Raw genomic sequence first — 15,764 nt, 5'->3', positions numbered from 1 at the left:
GTCCACAGGACTGTGGACGGGGCCTCGTGGGCGGGAAGATCAGCCGACGCGGACGAACGTCGGGTTGTTCTGCCAGATCTTGCTGTACTTGACGGTGCTGCCCGGGGTCGTGGCCTCGATCTGCATGCCGTTGCCGGCGTAGATCGCGACGTGACCGGGGGTCCAGATGATGTCGCCGGGGCGAGCCTCGGAGGCCGAGACCGCGGTGCCCGCGTTGCGCTGCGCACCGGACTGGTGCGGGAGCGAGACGCCGAGCTGGCCGTACACGTACTGGACCAGGCCCGAGCAGTCGAAGCCGCTGGGCGAGGAACCGCCGTAGACGTAGGGCACGCCCACGTACTTCATGGCGATGTCGACGACCGACGAGCCGGAGGCCGCGGGCGCCGGGGCGGCGGCCTGGACCGTCTGCGTCGCGGCGGGCGTCGCACGCTCGACCGAGCGCGAGGCTGCGGCGGCGCGCTGCGGTGCAGGGGCGGGGGCCGGCTCGGGCTCGGGCTCCGGCGCGGGGGTGACCGCGACGGGGGCCTGCTCGATCGCGAGCGCCGCGTCGGCGGCGACCGTGACGACGGGGCTGGTCTGCAGTGCTTCGCGGGCCTGAGCGGTGACGGCAGCGAGGTCGACCGTGCCGACCGACGTCTTCGCCTGGTCGGTCGAGGGTGCCGCGTTCGCCGGGGCCGTGAAGACCGAGATCAGCAGACCCGACGACGCCGCGACGACGGCGCTGCGACGGGCGACGGAGCTGACGCTCGACGCGGCGGAGCGCCCGAGCGACGTCAAGGGGGTGATGGGGCGGTGCGCAGCACGGTGGCGCGCGGAAGGACGTGAGGTCACGAGTGTTCTCCTGGACGCCTGAGAGGTCAGCTGTCGGGTTCGGGTCGGAGAAGCTCTACCCGGCCGTGCGGACCGAGGTCCGTGCGGCTTCACCCCAAGGACACCGTCACCGGTGCCCACAAGAATGGGTCCCCCACCCCTGTCATGGGTGTAGTTCGTGGCCTCGGGAGGTGACAGGGTTCGGCGTCCACCCGAGGGCTCCGGCGAGAAGGTTCTCTGCGAAGCAGAATCGACGGTACATGGCAAGCGACGGATTGTCACAGTGAGGTAACGAACTCCGCGAGTCGGACATCGATCCCTTTCGACGACGAACCGCACCTTCCACGGGAGGGCGCGGCCCGCCGTCAGGCACCTCGGGACCCCCCGCCTCAGGCGGGCTTGGTCGCCTTGCCGTCCAACCACAAGGTGTCCGACTCGTCCCGGTGCGTACCGGTCGACCCGACGTGCTTGCTGTCGATCGTGGGCCCCTTCTTGATGACGTGGACGAGCGCCATCGCGTGCCCGCGCCCCAGACCGTAGTCCTCCTTGAGCCACTCCACGATCACGCCCGCCTTGACCGACGGGTCGTCGAAACCCTTCTCCTGCGCGATCGCCAGGAGCTCGCGCGGGGTGAGCCCCGTCTTGTCCTCGATGGTGTCCAGGTACGCCTGAAAAGACATGGGATCCTCTGCTCTCCTCGTCCAGCGGGTGCGGTCGAGGGTCAGACCGCAGGGACCGGCAGAACTCATCGGTCAGGACGCGGGGCCCGCCTGCCGCGCAGCGCGTCGATCCCTGCCGTCTGCGCGTCGGCCATCGACTGCGCTCGGCTGTCCACAGGCCACGTGGTGCACCCGGACTGCTCCGGGCAACCTTTGCTACTGTCCCTACGACCGCTACGACTCCAGGGGGAATCGATGTCTTCGATGGTCGGTGCGGACGTCGGTCCACGTCGCGGGCACCGGGTCCGACGTGGAGAAGATCGCCGGGGACATCCGACGCGCGACGAACATCCGAGACGAGTCGGAGCTGGTCCTCGATCACGAGACAACGACCCGCGGACCGTCACTCTTGCCGACGGCACCCAGCACGGCTATTCCGGCCCAGGGGACACGTGGTGCTGGCAGCACAGCGACTACTGGGACATGGACAGGGCCGCTCTCTTCATTCAAGCCGCGATCACCGTGGGACGAGACGAGCTGGTGGCCGTCCGATGAGACGCAGGCACCAAGCACTCGTCGCCATGTCCTTGCTGGCCTGCCTCACGACAGGATGCACCGGCCCCGAGAGATCGGTGGAGTCGATGCAGGACGTCAGGGCCGTCGCCGAGCAGGGCGAAGAGCTGCTCGGCGAGGTACGCACGGCGATCGACCAGGCCGTGGGGCCGGTCGTGTGGGAGGAGGAGCGCGACGAGCACTTCACCGAGACGGGCGAGGTCATCGACGGAATCCGCCTCGAGGAGTACAGGTCGGCGAACTGGGTGATCGACGAACCTCTCGTCGCGGACCCCGACACATGGACCGCAGCCCTCGAAGCCACAGCATCGACGCTTCAGGACCACGGGTACTCGACCGACACCCAGGTCCTCGGTCCCGAGGAGCACGCCGTCGTCGTCTGGCACGACGACACGGGGCGAAGGGTCGAGCTCGGCGGCAGCTCGGCCACCGTCCTGCACTTCGCGTCAGGCCCACAGCTCGGCGAGGCAACCACCCCGTAGCGGCACCAGCGGTGACGATGCACGATCCCACTGACTTGAGGAGTTGCTAAACTCACCAAGTCCCCAGGAGGTCCTGTGCCCACCACCGCCACCACGGCGCCGCTCTACGCGATCAAGGCCGAGCTCTTCCGCTCGCTCGCGCACCCCACCCGCATCCAGGCCCTCGAGGTGCTCAGCGCCGCGCCCCACCACGAGGCCCCCGTGTCCGACCTGCTCGCCGCGACCGGCGTCGAGGCCTCGGTCCTGTCCCAGCACCTCGCGGTCCTCAAGCGCGCCGGCGTCGTGGAGTCGTCGCGCACGGGCAACACCGTCGTCTACCGGCTGAGCAGGCCCCTGGTCGCCGAGCTGCTCGTCGTGGCGCGCGCCTTCCTGCGCGAGACCCTCGATGCATCCGGCCGCCAGCTCGCGGCCGCGGACGAGCTGCCCCCGCTCCACGGGGAGAGCGAACGGACCGGACAGTGAGCCGGGCGGGTCGCTCGGTACGCGACCTGCTGCCGTCGCGCGCCGACGTCGACCTCCGGCCGAGGACGCTGCGCTCCGACCTGCTCGCCGGGATCACGGTCGGCGTGGTCGCCCTGCCCCTCGCGCTGGCGTTCGGCGTGAGCGCCGGCGTGGGCCCCGGCCCCGGCCTCGTGACGGCCGTGGTCGCGGGCATCGTGGCCGCGGTGTTCGGCGGCTCGCGCGTCCAGGTCAGCGGGCCGACCGGCGCGATGGCCGTCGTCCTGGCCCCCATCGTCGCCCAGCACGGCCCCGCGGCCGTGCCGCTCGTCGCGATCCTCGCGGGCGTCGTCGTGCTCCTGGCCGGGGTGACGCGGCTCGGCCGCGTCGTGACCTTCATCCCGTGGCCCGTGGTCGAGGGGTTCACGGCCGGGATCGCCGCGATCATCTTCCTCCAGCAGGTGCCCGCAGCCCTGGGCGTCACGGGCGCGGTGGGAGGCAACCCGCTGCGCGTGGCCGTCGACTCCGCCGTCGCCGCGTTCGGGGACGGTCCGACCGCCCTGTGGACGCTCGGGACGGTGGCGCTCGTGGCCGTCGTGATGCTCGTCCTCCCCCGCGTCGCGCCCGCACTGCCCGCCTCGCTCGTCGCGGTCGTGCTCGCGACCGTCGTCGCTCAGCTCGTCGACGCACCCGTCGCACGCATCGGCGCGCTCCCCGACTCGCTGCCACTGCCGTCCCTGCCGCACCTCGACGCCGGGATGCTGCGGTCGCTGATCGGCCCCGCGGTCGCGGTCGCGGCGCTCGCCGCGATCGAGTCCCTCCTCTCGGCCCGCGTCGCCGCGGCCATGCCGTCCCCCGCGCCGGCCGGGCGGCGCGGGGCGACCGGGAGCGCGACCGTGCCCGACGACGCGACCCACCGCTACGACCCCGACCGGGAGCTCGTGGGACAGGGGCTCGCGTCGATCGCGAGCGGCGCGTTCGGCGGCATGCCCGCGACCGGGGCCATCGCCCGCACCGCGGTCAACGTGCGCGCCGGGGCCCGCACGCGGCTCGCGGCCGTCGTGCACTCGGTCGTGATCCTGGGCGTCATCTACCTCGCGACCGGCCCCGTCTCCGCCATCCCGCTCGCCGCGCTGGCCGGGGTCCTCATGGTCACCGCGGTGCGGATGGTCTCGGTCGCGACCCTCCGGGCCGTGCTGACCTCGACGCGCGCGGACGCCGTGGTGCTCGTCGTGACAGCGGTCGTGACCGTCGCGGTCGACCTCATCGAGGCGGTGCAGATCGGGCTGCTCGTCGCGGCGTTCTTCGCGCTGCGCTCGGTCGCGAAGGCCGCCGCGGTGCACCGCGAGCCCCTCCCGGGGCCGGCCCAGCCGGGTGACGAGCACATCGCGCTCTACCGTCTCGACGGCGCCATGTTCTTCGGCGCCGCCGACCGCATCCACGCGCAGATCCGCGACGACCAGGACGCTCTGGTCGTCGTCCTGCGGCTCTCGCACCTGCGCCTCGTCGACGCGACGGGTGCCCACGCGCTCGGGGAGCTCGTCGCGGACCTCGAACGCTCGGGCGTCACGGTCCTGGTCAAGGGCATCCAGCCCGCGCACCTGCCCGTGCTCACGCGCGTCGGCGTGCTCGACGAGCTGCGCCACGAGAAGCACCTGTTCGAGGACCTCCCGCCCGCGATCGAGCACGCGCGCTCGCACGTCGCGCGGGCCCAGGAGGCGGCCCCCGACGTGGAGACCCGAGCAGCGCTCAGCGGTTGACGTCGAGCGTCAGCAGCACCGTGACCGTGTCGCCCAGCTCGACGTCCTCGGCCGCGCGGATCCGGTCCTTGAGCGGGACGACGTACAGCCCGTCCTTCGCGAACAGCGACGTGGTCCACGTCGTCGCCCCGATCCGGGCCGAGACGGGAATCATGCCCCAGCCGTAGGTCACGAGCGACGCGACCTCGCGGATGCGGGCGCTCTCCGCGTCGGGCACGGACACGAAATGGAAGGGCGCGGGTCCGCGCCAGTGCCACACCTCGCCCACGGCCTCGATCTCCATCCGCCCAGCATCGCCCCTGCGCGCCGAGCCCGCTGCCCGGCCTCCGGGACGGTCCCGTGCCGGTACGTGCCCGCCGGCACGGCGGCTGGCAGACTCTGCCTCCATGACGCCCGACCTCGCCATGCTGCGCGACCTCGTCGAGTCGACGCCGGAGATCCGGCGGTGGCCCGGCAGCGGCGCCCCGGAGAGCTGGGCCCGGGCGGCCGAGGCCCGGGTGGGGCGGCTCCCGGCGTCGTACCGCTGGTGGCTCACGGAGACCCGCGCGAGCCGCGTCGGGCATGTGGACGTCGCGTCCCTCGCGGACCCGGGGCACGTCGCGGAAGCGGACGACGCCCTCACGGCCGGGTGGCGCCTCACCGGCGACAGGTTGTGCTTCGCGAACGAGCCCGACGGCGCGGAGACCTTCTCGATCGCTCTCGACCGGACCGGCGGCAACGGTGAGCACCCGGTCGTGCGCGTCGACGGCTCCGACGGGTCCGAGGAGGTCGTCGCCGAGACGTTCGCGGGGTTCGTGTCCGTGCAGGTGGCCCTGCTGCGCGGCCTGGGCGACGGGCCGAACCCCACGATCGCCGAGCTCTGGCGCTCGACGCCGGGCGTGCTGCGACCCGACGGGCTCACGGTCCACGGCCCGCACCGCTTCTCCGAGGCCAACGCAGCGCACGACGTGCCGCGCCTCGCACCCCACTGGGTGCTGGTCGGTGAGGACGGTGAGGGGGCGGGACTGTTCATGCGGCGTCACGGCCGCGACCGGACGAGCGTCCACCGCCTCGACCTCGCGGCGTTCGCCGGGTCGCACCCCGGCGAGGGCGGGTCGCGCATCGAGGCCGACGGCGAGCTCGTGACGACCGACCTGCTCGTCTGGCTCGGCCTGCTCGGCGGCGGCCCCGCCGCCTGAGGGCGCCGCGCGGGACAGGTCGGTCGTCGTCGGGCCGACGACTGACCGCAGCCGCCTAGCGTCTCGTCGCGGCCGCCACCGCTCGATCGAACGCGCCCGCGAGCGCCTCGCGCACCGCGTCCGGTTCGGCGGGCGCGCACCGTGACGCCACGGTCGCGGCCAACGCGGCGAGGTCGCGCTCGGGGCCGCCCAGGACGTTGCGCTGCGTGAGGATCACCGGTCGCCCCCGGGCGGTGCGAGGTCGGGAACGTTCTGGTCGAGCAGGTCCGCGAAGGTCTCCGCGAGGACGTACCGCTCCCCCGTGTCGTGGTCGGACGTCACGACCGGCCCGTCGTCCGTGACGACGAGCGGGTTTCCCGACCCGTCGAACCCGATCACGAGGCCTTCCTCCGCGACATCCCAGCCGTTCGTGCGAAAGGTGCGCGTCAGGGTCGCGACGTCGGTGTCCTCGAGCAGCGGGGCGTTGCGCAGCCCGTGGACGGGGACACCCACGAAGCAGCCGCCGTGCCGCCCGACGAGCTCCACGTAGCCCGGGTCGAGAGCTACCCCGAGGCCGCGCACGGCCTCCTCGAGCTGGGCGCGCGTCGCGGGCTCGCCCGCACCGTAGAGGGCGACGGCCGCGTCGAGCCGGGCCAGGAGGTCGGGTGGGAGCGCCATGCCGGCCACCGTAGCCGCGGGGTGGGACACCCCGCCCGACGGCGCCGCGCACGCGGGTGCGTGTGTCACCGGCGCGCGTGACGATGAGGCGACACGTCCCGCCCCTGACCCACGAGGTGCACCATGACCAGGTTCGTCGTCGACGCCGGCACCGCCCTGCGACTGGCCGCGGAGGACGCCCAGGTCCCGGACGCCCACGGGCTGCTCGCCCCGACGCTCCTGCGGTCGCAGACCCTGTCAGCGCTGCACGAGGCCGTGCACCACGGCGATCTCTCGGCCGAGGTCGGGCGCGAGCGCCTGGCGCAGGTCGGCCGCCTCCCGGTCAGGTTGTTCGGGGACGCCGTGCTGCGTCGTACGTCGTGGAAGGTCGCCGACGAGCTGGGCCTGGCTTCGACGTACGACGCCGAGTACGTGGCCCTCGCCCGGCTCCGGGGCATCGCGCTCGTGACCGCGGACGGCGAACTGGCCCGTGCCGTCGTCGGGGTGATCGAGACCGCGCCGTACGAGGCGCTGCTCGACGCGGAGGCATGAACGACTCCACGGCTGCGGCGCACCGGCCGAGCCGGACAGCCGGTAGTGTCGCCCTCTTCGGGGGGCCTGCTCGCTGGAGTCTTGAAGGAGTGCCATGCTCCCTGAACCCGACGTCACCGCAGCAGTCGCCAGGATCTCGACCCTGTTCTCGGGGGCGACGGCCCGCCCCGACGACCGCGGGTGCGGTCGCTGCTTCAGCGACGAGGAGAGCGCGCTGCTCCGTACCCCGAACCGGCCGCTCCCGGACGACCTGGTGCTGCGTGTCGCCGCGAAGGACCCGCTCCACTGGGCCGACCAACCAAGCGTCTTGCGCCGCGTCCTCCCGAGGCTCGTCGTCCTGCTCGTCGACGGCGTCGACATCGACGCCCGGTGGTGCGCCAGAGGCCTGGCCGCAGCCCGGTGGTCCACCTGGCCCGCTGACGAGAGCGAGGCCGTCGAGGCCTTCCTCAATGCCTGGTGGACGCACACCCTGAGATCGGGCGCGTCGTTCTTGCGGGTCGCAGAGGTCTTCATGAGCTGCGCGATCGCGGGCCTGCTCGTCGATCCCTGGCTCGCGACCTGGGACGACGAAGCCACGAGGAGCAGCGTCGTCCGCGAGCGCCGCGAACGCTGTATCGAGGACTGGTGGGAGGACCTCGACCGGGTCGCGTCCCCCTTTCCCTGCTGGTGGGGCACGGACGAGAGCGAGGAGAGAGCCGTCAAGACCTTGCGGTCCTGGATGGGCTGCGCCGAGCGATCCGTTCACTGACGAACCTCAGGAGCCCTGTGCCGCCAGGCGGTCGAGCGCGCCGATGCTCGCCTCGACGATCTGCGCCTGCGCGTCGGCCCGGCTCGTGGTCGGCCGACCGTCTCCCGGTTGCTCGCCGTAGTCCGCGAAGAAGGCGTGGACGCCCCCTGGTACCTCGACGAAGTCGGCGGTGGCGGGCAGGTCGGCGCGGGACGCCTCGATCTTGTCGGGCGTCGTCAGGCCGTCGCGCGATCCCCACACCGAGGTCACCTCGACGTCGGCCGTGCTCATGTCACCCGACGGGTACGAGGCGTGCAGGAGCAGGCCGGTGACCTCGTCGTCGTGCGCGGCGGCGAACGACGCCGCGACGACCCCGCCCAGGGAGTGACCGCCCACCGCCCAGGTGTCGACCTCGTCGAACGCTGCCATCGCCGACGCCGACTGGTTGGGCGACGTGAAGGCGATGCCCAGCGGTTCCTTGAGCGCCACGACCAGGTACCCGGCCTCGGCGAGCGGGCGCAGCACGGCGGCGGTCGCACGCACGTCCACCCGGGCGCCGGGCGAGTAGACCAGGCCGGTCGTCGCCGCCCCGTCCTGCGGGACGAACGCGATCCAGCCCGCCTCGTCGCGGACCTCGACCGAGCCGTCGCTCTCGAGAGCTGCGAGCGCGGGCGCCGTCGCGGGGAAGGGCCGGAGCCACACGACGGCCGCCGCCAGGACGACCAGGAGGGCGATCCCGACACCCACTGCGACCCCACGCAGGACCCGGCGAGCCCGCGGTCGCCGTGGCGAAGGACCACGATCACGTCGGCGGCCACCCAGGAGGGCCGCCGCGAGGACGAGCAGGCCCGCGACCACGCTCGCTCCGAGGACCGCAGCGAGCGCCCAGTGCTGGTGGCGGACGGTGTCGCCGGTCGTCGCGACGACCCAGACGGGCGCTGCGACCAGCGCGACCCCCAGGACGACGAGCAGCAACCGCCCGAGGGTCGTGGCAGGAGATGTCCTGGGCGGGACGGGCGGATCTGCCTCGGTACCCGATGCCGCGCTCGACGTGTTCACCGATGCTCCGTACTTCTCGACGACGCCACAGGGGCTGGGCGTCCGTCACGCTAGCAGCAGCGGGCTCGGCGACGAGGTCGGCAGCGTGCGGGACGACGCCTCCTCTGGACACACTGGTCCGGGCGCGCGCGATGAGTTCCGGGAACGCCCAGGGTCTACCCCGACGACACCACGAGACGGGCCGCGAGCAGACCGGGCCGCTCGAGCTCGACCGACCGAGAGGCTCCGCCATGACCGACATCGAGACCCGCACGCTCGAGGCGCCGGGTGCGACCGTGACCTACGACGTCCGCGGCGACCTGAGCGCCGCCACCCCCGAGGTGCCCGCGCTGCTGCTCATCGGCTCGCCCATGGGGGCCGACGGGTTCGGCACGCTCGCCTCGCACTTCACCGACCGCCCGGTCGTCACGTACGACCCCCGCGGGGTCTCGCGCAGCGTCCGGCCCGACCCCGGGTCGGCCGTCCGCCCCGAGGACCACGCCGACGACCTGCACCGCGTGATCGACGCCCTGGGCGTCGGGCCCGTCGACATCATGGCGAGCAGCGGTGGGGCGATCAACGCGCTCGCCCTCGTGGCCGAACACCCCGAGCAGGTACGGACCCTCGTGGCCCACGAGCCGCCGTCGGGCCCTGCGCTGCCCGACCGCGATGCCGCGCTCGCCGCGGTCCAGGCCGTGGCGGAGACCTACCGGACCCAGGGGTTCGGCGCCGGCATGGCGCGGTTCATCGCCCTGACGAGCTGGGAGGGGCCGTTCCCCGACGACGTCGCAGAGCTCCCCGCGCCGGACCCGGCCGCGTTCGGCTTCCCCGCCGGGGACGACGGGAAGCGCGACGACCCGCTGCTGGGGCAGAACCTCATCTCGTGCACCCACTACGAGCCTGCGTACGACGCGCTCACCTCGGCCTCGACCCGCGTGGTCCTCGCCGCGGGCGACGAGTCGGGTCAGCAGATGGCCGCACGCGCAGCGCGAGCCATCGCGAAGAACCTCGGCTCCGAGGCGGTCGCGTTCCCGAGCGGGCACGGCGGCTTCCTGGGCGACGAGTACGGGATGCCGGGCGACCCTGCGGGCTTCGCCGCGGCCCTGCGGACCGTTCTCGACGGCGACGGTCCGCGCTGAGGATCTCTCGGAGGGCGGCGGGCTCCCGCGGGGTGAGCCCGCCGCCCGGGTGAGCACCGTCGTCGGGCACCTGCCGCCCCGCGTCCCCCAGATGCCAGCAGCGGCGACCGCGAGGACCATGGCCGCATGACGAACCTGCTGACCGCCGACCCGCCGCCCGACACCGTGGCCCGACGCATCGGGCGCATCGTGCTCGGGCTGAGCCTGGTCTTCGCCGGGATCGGGCACCTGACGTTCTCGCGGGACGAGTTCCAGGCCCAGGTCCCCGACTGGTTCCCGGTCGACGAGGACGTGACGGTCCTCGCGTCGGGGGCCGTCGAGATCGCTCTCGGTTCGTCGCTCGTCGTGCTCTCGCGCCGACGCGTCGCGGTGGGGCTCGTCGCGGCAGCGTTCTTCGTCGTGATCTTCCCCGGGAACATCGGTCAGTGGCTCGAGCACAAGGACGGGTTCGGGCTCGACACCGACGCCAAGCGGCTCGGGCGGCTGTTCTTCCAGCCCGTGCTCGTCGCGTGGGCGCTGTGGTCGACGGGCGCGTTCAAGGCGCTGCGCACGCCGCGGGACTGAGGAGACCTACCTGTGCGACGCAGCGTCCCCCGACACCGCGGGCATGCCCAGCGCGGCGTCGACGAGCGTCTCCGCCGCGGCGCGAGCGCGCGCCGCCACGGCAGGGTCCCCCGAGATCGCGGCGGTCGTCTGCGCTCCCTCGGCGAGGATGACGAGCTGACCTGCGAGCGCGGGAGGCGCCCCGACGTCGTCGACCAGTCGCGCGACGAACCGCTCGAACGAGGCCTTGTGCGTGCGGACGGCGTCGGCGACCGCGGGGTGGGTGGTCCCGAGCTCACCGAACGCGTTGATGAAGGCGCACCCGCGGAAGTCGTCGGCGCAGAACCAGTCGGCGAGGTAGTCGTAGATCGCGAGGAGCCGGGCGCGCGGGTCCGGCTCACCCTCGACGCGCTCGGTGATCCCCCGCTCCCACTGCTCGTGCTTGCGCGCGAGCACGGCCAGGACGATGTCGTCCTTCGAGGGGAACGTCGCGTACAGGCGCCGCAGGGACACGCCCGACTCGCGGCGCAGCTCGTCCATGCCGACGGCCGCGTAGCCCTTGGCGTAGTAGAGGCGGTCGGCGGCGTCGACGATCTTCTCCCGGGCGTCCTCTGCAGTCATGCCCACCATCCTACTTGCACCGAGAACGATCGTTCTCTAGAGTCAGGACCAGCGGCGAGAACGATCGTTCTCACGCTCCATCGCGAAGGGACGCATCATGGGCCAGATCATCTCCGGCAACGAGAACAGCACCCCCGTCGAGCTCTACTACGAGGACCACGGGACGGGGCAGGCCGTCGTCCTCGTCCACGGCTACCCGCTCGACGGGAACAGCTGGGAGCGTCAGTCCCGCGTCCTGCTCGACGCCGGGTACCGCGTCATCACCTATGACCGCCGCGGGTTCGGCCGGTCCAGCAAGGTCGGGACGGGCTACGACTACGACACGTTCGCGGCCGACCTCGACGCCGTCCTCGAGACCCTCGACCTGCGCGACGTGATCCTCGTCGGCTTCTCCATGGGCACGGGCGAGCTCGCCCGCTACGTCAAGAACCACGGCCACGACCGCGTGGCCAAGCTCGCGTTCCTCGCCTCGCTCGAGCCCTTCCTCGTCCAGCGCGACGACAACCCCACGGGCGTCCCGCAGGAGGTGTTCGACGGGATCGCCGAGACGGCCCGCGCCGACCGCTTCGCCTGGTTCACGCAGTTCTACAACGACTTCTACAACCTCGACGAGAACCTCGGCGAGCGCATCTCCCAGGAGGTCGTCACCGCGAGCTGGAACACCGCGACCGGCTCGGCCCCCGTCGCCGCCTACGCCGTCGTACCCACCTGGATCGAGGACTTCCGCGACGACGTCGCGGCCGTCCGGGCGAGCGGCAAGCCCGCGCTCATCCTGCACGGCACGGCCGACCGCATCCTGCCGATCGACTCGACGGGCCGTCCGTTCCACGCGGCCTTCCCCGAGGCCGACTACGTCGAGGTCGACGGCGCACCGCACGGCCTGCTCTGGACCCACGCGGAGGACGTCAACCGGGCGCTGCTCGCGTTCGTCCAGAAGTAGCCGTCGCCCCGCACGGCGCACCGGGCCCCGTGGTCCGGTGCGCCGCGTCGGTGTGCGGGGTGGGCGACCGCCGGGCTACACGGTCGCGGGGAACGCCTTGCGCGCGACCACCACGACGACGAGCCCCACGAGCACCAGCGCCGCCCCCACGAACGGAAGCCACCCGGCGCCGTACCCCGCGAGCACGGCACCGCCCAGGGCCGCTCCCCCACCGATCCCGATGTTCGCGGTCGAGTTCACGAGCGCTCCCACGACGTCGGGCGACGCGCCGTGCGTGCGGATCGCGGCCGTCTGGAAGATCGACGCCACGCCGCCGAACCCCGCTCCCCACACCGCGGCGGCCACGAGCACCGGGGCGAGGGCGGGGAACGCGAGGCCCAGTGCGCACAGGCCCAGCGTCAACGTCACCAGGACCACGAGGACCGTCCTGCGCGGCCGACGGTCGAGCGAGACCCCCGCGTACCAGGTCCCGACCAGCCCCAGCGCGCCCAGCCCGAGCAGCACGGGTCCCACGCCCGCGACCGAGAGGCCGGCGGCCAGCAGCAGCACCGACACGTAGGTGTAGACCGTGAACTGCCCCAGGTAGACGAGCGCGTTCGCGGTCGAGACCACCGCGAGGCGCGATCGTCGGGCTGCCTGCCCGTGATCGTCTCGCCGCGCGCCGCCGCCCGCGACGGCCGGCAGGAGCACCGCCACGAGGACCGTCGTCAGCGCGCAGACCCCGGCGAGCACCGCGAACGCGGTCCGCCAGCCCACGGCCGCGCCCAGCGAGGTCGACAGCGGGACGCCGAACACGAATCCCGCCGACGCCCCGGCGGTCACGAGCGCGAGCGCACGCCCCGTGAACAAGGGCTGCACGAGCCGCGCGCCGTACCCGATGCTCACGGAGAAGAACAGGGCGTGCGCGATCCCTCCGACGGCTCGCCCCGCCGCGACGACCGCGAACGACGGCGCCACCGCGACGAGGGCGTTGCTCACGGTGTACGCGACGAGCGTCCCGAGCAGCAGCCCCTTGCGCGGCAGGCGCACGGTCGCGAGCGTCAGGGGCACCGCGAGCGCGGCGACCATGAACGCGTAGACCGTCACGAGCAGGCCGGCGGTCGACTCCGTGACGTCCAGCTCGTCGCTCATCAGCGGCAGCAGGCCCACCGGGAGGAGCTCGGTCGTCACGGCGAGGAAGGTCGCGAGCATGAGCGCGAGGATCCCCCCGGCGGCGTCGCGCACGGTCCCCGGGCGCCAGCCGGGCCCGGTGGTCGGCGCAGCATCGGTCACCCAGGCATCTTGGCACGGTACGTCCCCCTCCTCGCGCCGCGAGGCAGGGACGGTGCCGCGAGGTCACACCTGGGGTGCGAGGTCGCACCTAGGGTGAGGAGCAGGACCCGAGGAGACGGGAGGCGCTCATGACCGAGGCCGTCCTGCTCGCCCTGCCCTTCCGCGACCGCTGGCTCGTGCAGAACAGCCCCGCCCGGCGCGTCCCGAGCCACGGGGTCGACCTCCTGGGCGAGCGGTACGCGATCGACTTCGTCGGCGTCGACGCACGGCACCGCACGGCCGCGGTGCGTGACTGGCGCACGCTCGTCGCGACCGAGCCGCCCGAGCGCTTCGTCGCGTTCGGGCGCCCGATCCTCGCGCCCGTGGACGGTGTCGTGGTCCAGGTGCACGACGGCGAGGAGGACCACGCGGCCCGTCGGTCCCAGCCGGCCCTCGTGCCCTACGCGCTCGGGGCCGCGGGGAGGCTCCGCGAGGGCGTGCACGCCGTGGCGGGGAACCACGTGACGATCGCGCTCCCCCGGACCCGGGCGTTCGTGTCCCTCGTGCACCTGCGGCGCGGGTCGCTGCGGGTACGGGTCGGCGGGCAGGTGAGGACCGGGCAACCGCTCGCCGAGTGCGGGAACTCCGGGAACTCGACCCAGCCCCACGTGCACGTGCAGGTCGCCGACAGCCTCGACCTCACGGTCGCCCAGGGGGTCCCGGTCGCGTTCCGCGACTTCCGCGAGTGGCTCCGTGGCCGGGGCGAGCCCCTCGACCGGGCGACAGGACTGCCCGGCGAACGCTCCGTCGTCGAACCCTTGGCGCCGGCCGCGACCTGAGGCGGACCGAGCGGGCCCGCCGGGACGCACAGGAAGCGTCGGCTAAACGCTTCACCCCCTGGCCCACGGCACCTCGCCCTCCTCACCATGGGCCGGGTCCGCACGACCGTGCGGGCGACGCCGCCAGAGACGAGGACGTCCGATGAGCCGCACCCCCCTCCCACCCGACGCCGCCCCGCGGCGCCTCGCCCCGGTCGTCGCGGGCCTGACGACGGCCGCGCTGCTCACGACCCTCGCGGCCGTGGGCGTCGGAGCCGCAGCGCGCACGGCCCACGCCGCCGAGACCCCGGGCATCCACGTCGCCGACGGGCGGGTCGTCGAAGGCGACGGCACCGACCTGGTGCTGCGCGGCGTGAACCACGCACACACCTGGTTCACGGGCCAGACCTCGTCGATCGAGGCCATCAAGGACGCGGGCGCGAACTCGGTGCGTGTCGTGCTCTCGAGCGGCGACCAGTGGACCCGGAACACCCCCGAGGACGTCGCGCACATCGTGGACCTCTGCGAGGAGAACCGGCTCGTGTGCCTCCTCGAGGTCCACGACACCACGGGCTACGGCGACCAGTACGCGCCCGCCGCGGGCACGCTCGACCAGGCCGTCGACTACTGGGAGGACCTGTACCCCACGCTCGCGGGGACCGAGGACTTCGTCATGGTCAACATCGGCAACGAGCCGTTCGGCAACGACGCCGCGACCAACACGCGCTGGGGTGCCGAGACGTCCGCGGCGATCGGGCGCCTGCGAGACATCGGGTACGAGCACGCGATCGTCGTCGACGCCCCGAACTGGGGGCAGGACTGGACGAACGTCATGCGGGCCGAGGCCGACGAGGTCTTCGCGTCCGACCCCGACGCCAACACGATCTTCTCGATCCACATGTACGGCGTGTACGCGCAGGCCTCGACCGTCACGCAGTACCTCGAGCACTTCGTGGATGCGGGCCTGCCCCTGATCGTCGGGGAGTTCGGCTGGCGCCAGACGTCGTCCGACGTCGACGAGGACGTCGTGCTCGCCGAGGCCGAGCGCCTCGACCTCGGCTGGCTCGCCTGGTCGTGGAGCGGCAACACCGACCCCTACCTCGACATGGTGCTGGGCTTCGACCCGGCGAACCCGAGCGCCTGGGGCACGCGCATCATCGACGGGCCCGACGGCCTGCGGGACACCGCGGTCGAGGCGTCGTGGTTCGGCGGCGCGGTCGAGCCCACCGAGGAACCCACGGAGGAGCCGACCGAGCAGCCCACCGATGGGCCCGAGGACTGCACCGCGGCGCTGCGCGTCGTGGGCTCGTGGCCCGGTGGGTGGCAGGGCGAGGTCACGGTCACGGCGGGGGCCGCGTCGATCAATGGCTGGTCGGTCGGCGTCCCGCTCCCCGCGGGGGTCTCGGTGACCCAGCTCTGGGGCGGGGTCCACACGGCCACGCCCGACGGCGTCGTCGTGACACCCGCGGCCTGGAACGGGACGCTCGCGGCGAGCGCGTCCGCGACGTTCGGGTTCATCGGGACGGGCGCCGCGCCGTCGGGCACGGGCGTGACCTGCGCGGGGTCCTGACGGGTCCGCCGGGCGCTCCTCGCGGGGAG

General features: G+C 73.2%; 19 protein-coding genes and 1 riboswitch. Of the genes, 11 read left to right on the top strand and 8 right to left on the bottom strand.

Annotated features, from left to right (window positions below):
- Window positions 1-39 precede the first annotated feature (39 nt).
- Window positions 40-831, bottom strand: a complete 792-nt coding sequence (locus tag ACFWFR_RS10385; protein WP_191801681.1) for a C40 family peptidase — start codon at window positions 829-831, stop codon at window positions 40-42.
- A riboswitch (cyclic di-AMP (ydaO/yuaA leader) is annotated at window positions 832-1,027 on the bottom strand.
- A gap of 172 nt (window positions 1,028-1,199) precedes the next feature.
- Window positions 1,200-1,490 carry a DUF4287 domain-containing protein gene (locus tag ACFWFR_RS10380; protein ID WP_377622867.1) on the bottom strand — a complete coding sequence of 97 codons (291 nt, stop codon included), beginning with the start codon at window positions 1,488-1,490 and terminating at the stop codon, window positions 1,200-1,202.
- A 620-nt stretch (window positions 1,491-2,110) separates the two neighbouring features.
- On the opposite strand from ACFWFR_RS10380, the gene ACFWFR_RS10375 reads away from it, so the two are divergent.
- The 3 genes from ACFWFR_RS10375 (at window position 2,111) to ACFWFR_RS10365 (ending at window position 4,722) form a co-directional block, all read left to right on the top strand.
- Window positions 2,111-2,524, top strand: a complete 414-nt coding sequence (locus ACFWFR_RS10375; protein WP_377622865.1) for a hypothetical protein — start codon at window positions 2,111-2,113, stop codon at window positions 2,522-2,524.
- 75 nt (window positions 2,525-2,599) lie between these two features.
- The gene (locus ACFWFR_RS10370) at window positions 2,600-2,986 is read left to right on the top strand and encodes a helix-turn-helix transcriptional regulator (protein ID WP_191801693.1); all 387 of its coding nucleotides are present in this window, start codon (window positions 2,600-2,602) and stop codon (window positions 2,984-2,986) included.
- Window positions 2,983-4,722 (top strand): SulP family inorganic anion transporter, encoded by a 1,740-nt coding sequence (locus ACFWFR_RS10365; RefSeq protein ID WP_377622863.1) that lies wholly within the window; start codon window positions 2,983-2,985, stop codon window positions 4,720-4,722. The genes ACFWFR_RS10370 and ACFWFR_RS10365 overlap by 4 nt, the downstream gene beginning before the upstream one ends.
- Here ACFWFR_RS10365 and ACFWFR_RS10360 read toward each other — a convergent pair.
- Window positions 4,712-5,005 (bottom strand): DUF1905 domain-containing protein, encoded by a 294-nt coding sequence (locus ACFWFR_RS10360; RefSeq protein WP_377622861.1) that lies wholly within the window; start codon window positions 5,003-5,005, stop codon window positions 4,712-4,714. The two genes, ACFWFR_RS10365 and ACFWFR_RS10360, sit on opposite strands and share 11 nt — an antisense overlap.
- Before the next feature lie 103 nt (window positions 5,006-5,108).
- Between ACFWFR_RS10360 and ACFWFR_RS10355 the strand changes: the two genes are divergently transcribed.
- Window positions 5,109-5,900 (top strand): SMI1/KNR4 family protein, encoded by a 792-nt coding sequence (locus tag ACFWFR_RS10355; protein ID WP_377622859.1) that lies wholly within the window; start codon window positions 5,109-5,111, stop codon window positions 5,898-5,900.
- 55 nt (window positions 5,901-5,955) lie between these two features.
- On the opposite strand, the gene ACFWFR_RS10350 is transcribed toward ACFWFR_RS10355, so the two are convergent.
- Both ACFWFR_RS10350 and ACFWFR_RS10345 read right to left on the bottom strand, forming a co-directional pair.
- Complete coding sequence (locus tag ACFWFR_RS10350) at window positions 5,956-6,117, bottom strand: hypothetical protein (protein WP_377615536.1); 162 nt, start codon at window positions 6,115-6,117, stop codon at window positions 5,956-5,958.
- The gene (locus tag ACFWFR_RS10345; protein ID WP_377622857.1) at window positions 6,114-6,557 is read right to left on the bottom strand and encodes an SMI1/KNR4 family protein; all 444 of its coding nucleotides are present in this window, start codon (window positions 6,555-6,557) and stop codon (window positions 6,114-6,116) included. The genes ACFWFR_RS10350 and ACFWFR_RS10345 overlap by 4 nt, the downstream gene beginning before the upstream one ends.
- 123 nt (window positions 6,558-6,680) lie before the next feature.
- Here ACFWFR_RS10345 and ACFWFR_RS10340 point away from each other — a divergent pair, with 123 nt between their 5' ends.
- Window positions 6,681-7,088 (top strand): type II toxin-antitoxin system VapC family toxin, encoded by a 408-nt coding sequence (locus tag ACFWFR_RS10340; protein WP_377622855.1) that lies wholly within the window; start codon window positions 6,681-6,683, stop codon window positions 7,086-7,088.
- 94 nt (window positions 7,089-7,182) lie between these two features.
- Entirely contained in the window at window positions 7,183-7,836 is a 654-nt protein-coding gene (locus ACFWFR_RS10335) for a hypothetical protein (RefSeq protein ID WP_377622853.1), read from the top strand.
- Window positions 7,837-7,842: 6 nt separating this feature from the next.
- Here ACFWFR_RS10335 and ACFWFR_RS10330 read toward each other — a convergent pair whose 3' ends face one another.
- A complete protein-coding gene (locus ACFWFR_RS10330) occupies window positions 7,843-8,874 on the bottom strand; it encodes an alpha/beta hydrolase (protein ID WP_377622851.1) in 1,032 nt (343 codons plus the stop codon).
- A gap of 230 nt (window positions 8,875-9,104) precedes the next feature.
- Between ACFWFR_RS10330 and ACFWFR_RS10325 the strand changes: the two genes are divergently transcribed.
- Together ACFWFR_RS10325 and ACFWFR_RS10320 are read left to right on the top strand one after the other, a co-directional pair.
- A complete protein-coding gene (locus tag ACFWFR_RS10325) occupies window positions 9,105-9,992 on the top strand; it encodes an alpha/beta fold hydrolase (protein ID WP_377622849.1) in 888 nt (295 codons plus the stop codon).
- Window positions 9,993-10,118: 126 nt separating this feature from the next.
- Window positions 10,119-10,556, top strand: coding sequence for a hypothetical protein (locus ACFWFR_RS10320; protein ID WP_377622847.1), 438 nt, complete (start codon window positions 10,119-10,121; stop codon window positions 10,554-10,556).
- Between the two features lie 6 nt (window positions 10,557-10,562).
- On the opposite strand, the gene ACFWFR_RS10315 is transcribed toward ACFWFR_RS10320, so the two are convergent.
- On the bottom strand, window positions 10,563-11,156 hold the full coding sequence (locus tag ACFWFR_RS10315; protein WP_377622845.1) for a TetR/AcrR family transcriptional regulator: 594 nt from the start codon (window positions 11,154-11,156) through the stop codon (window positions 10,563-10,565).
- Window positions 11,157-11,253: 97 nt separating this feature from the next.
- Between ACFWFR_RS10315 and ACFWFR_RS10310 the strand changes: the two genes are divergently transcribed.
- A complete protein-coding gene (locus tag ACFWFR_RS10310) occupies window positions 11,254-12,096 on the top strand; it encodes an alpha/beta fold hydrolase (RefSeq protein ID WP_377622843.1) in 843 nt (280 codons plus the stop codon).
- A 75-nt stretch (window positions 12,097-12,171) separates the two neighbouring features.
- Here the strand turns inward: ACFWFR_RS10310 and ACFWFR_RS10305 are convergent, their stop codons facing one another.
- Complete coding sequence (locus ACFWFR_RS10305) at window positions 12,172-13,368, bottom strand: MFS transporter (protein WP_377622841.1); 1,197 nt, start codon at window positions 13,366-13,368, stop codon at window positions 12,172-12,174.
- Window positions 13,369-13,496: 128 nt separating this feature from the next.
- Here ACFWFR_RS10305 and ACFWFR_RS10300 point away from each other — a divergent pair, with 128 nt between their 5' ends.
- Both ACFWFR_RS10300 and ACFWFR_RS10295 read left to right on the top strand, forming a co-directional pair.
- The gene (locus ACFWFR_RS10300) at window positions 13,497-14,186 is read left to right on the top strand and encodes a M23 family metallopeptidase (protein ID WP_377622839.1); all 690 of its coding nucleotides are present in this window, start codon (window positions 13,497-13,499) and stop codon (window positions 14,184-14,186) included.
- A 142-nt stretch (window positions 14,187-14,328) separates the two neighbouring features.
- Window positions 14,329-15,735, top strand: coding sequence for a cellulase family glycosylhydrolase (locus tag ACFWFR_RS10295; protein WP_377622837.1), 1,407 nt, complete (start codon window positions 14,329-14,331; stop codon window positions 15,733-15,735).
- Window positions 15,736-15,764: the final 29 nt, after the last annotated feature.

It is taken from the genome of Oerskovia sp. NPDC060287 (assembly GCF_042726775.1).
Classification (GTDB): domain Bacteria; phylum Actinomycetota; class Actinomycetes; order Actinomycetales; family Cellulomonadaceae; genus Oerskovia; species Oerskovia merdavium.
Note: the sequence above shows the minus strand (reverse complement) of the source record. Positions and strands in the feature narration are given on the sequence as shown.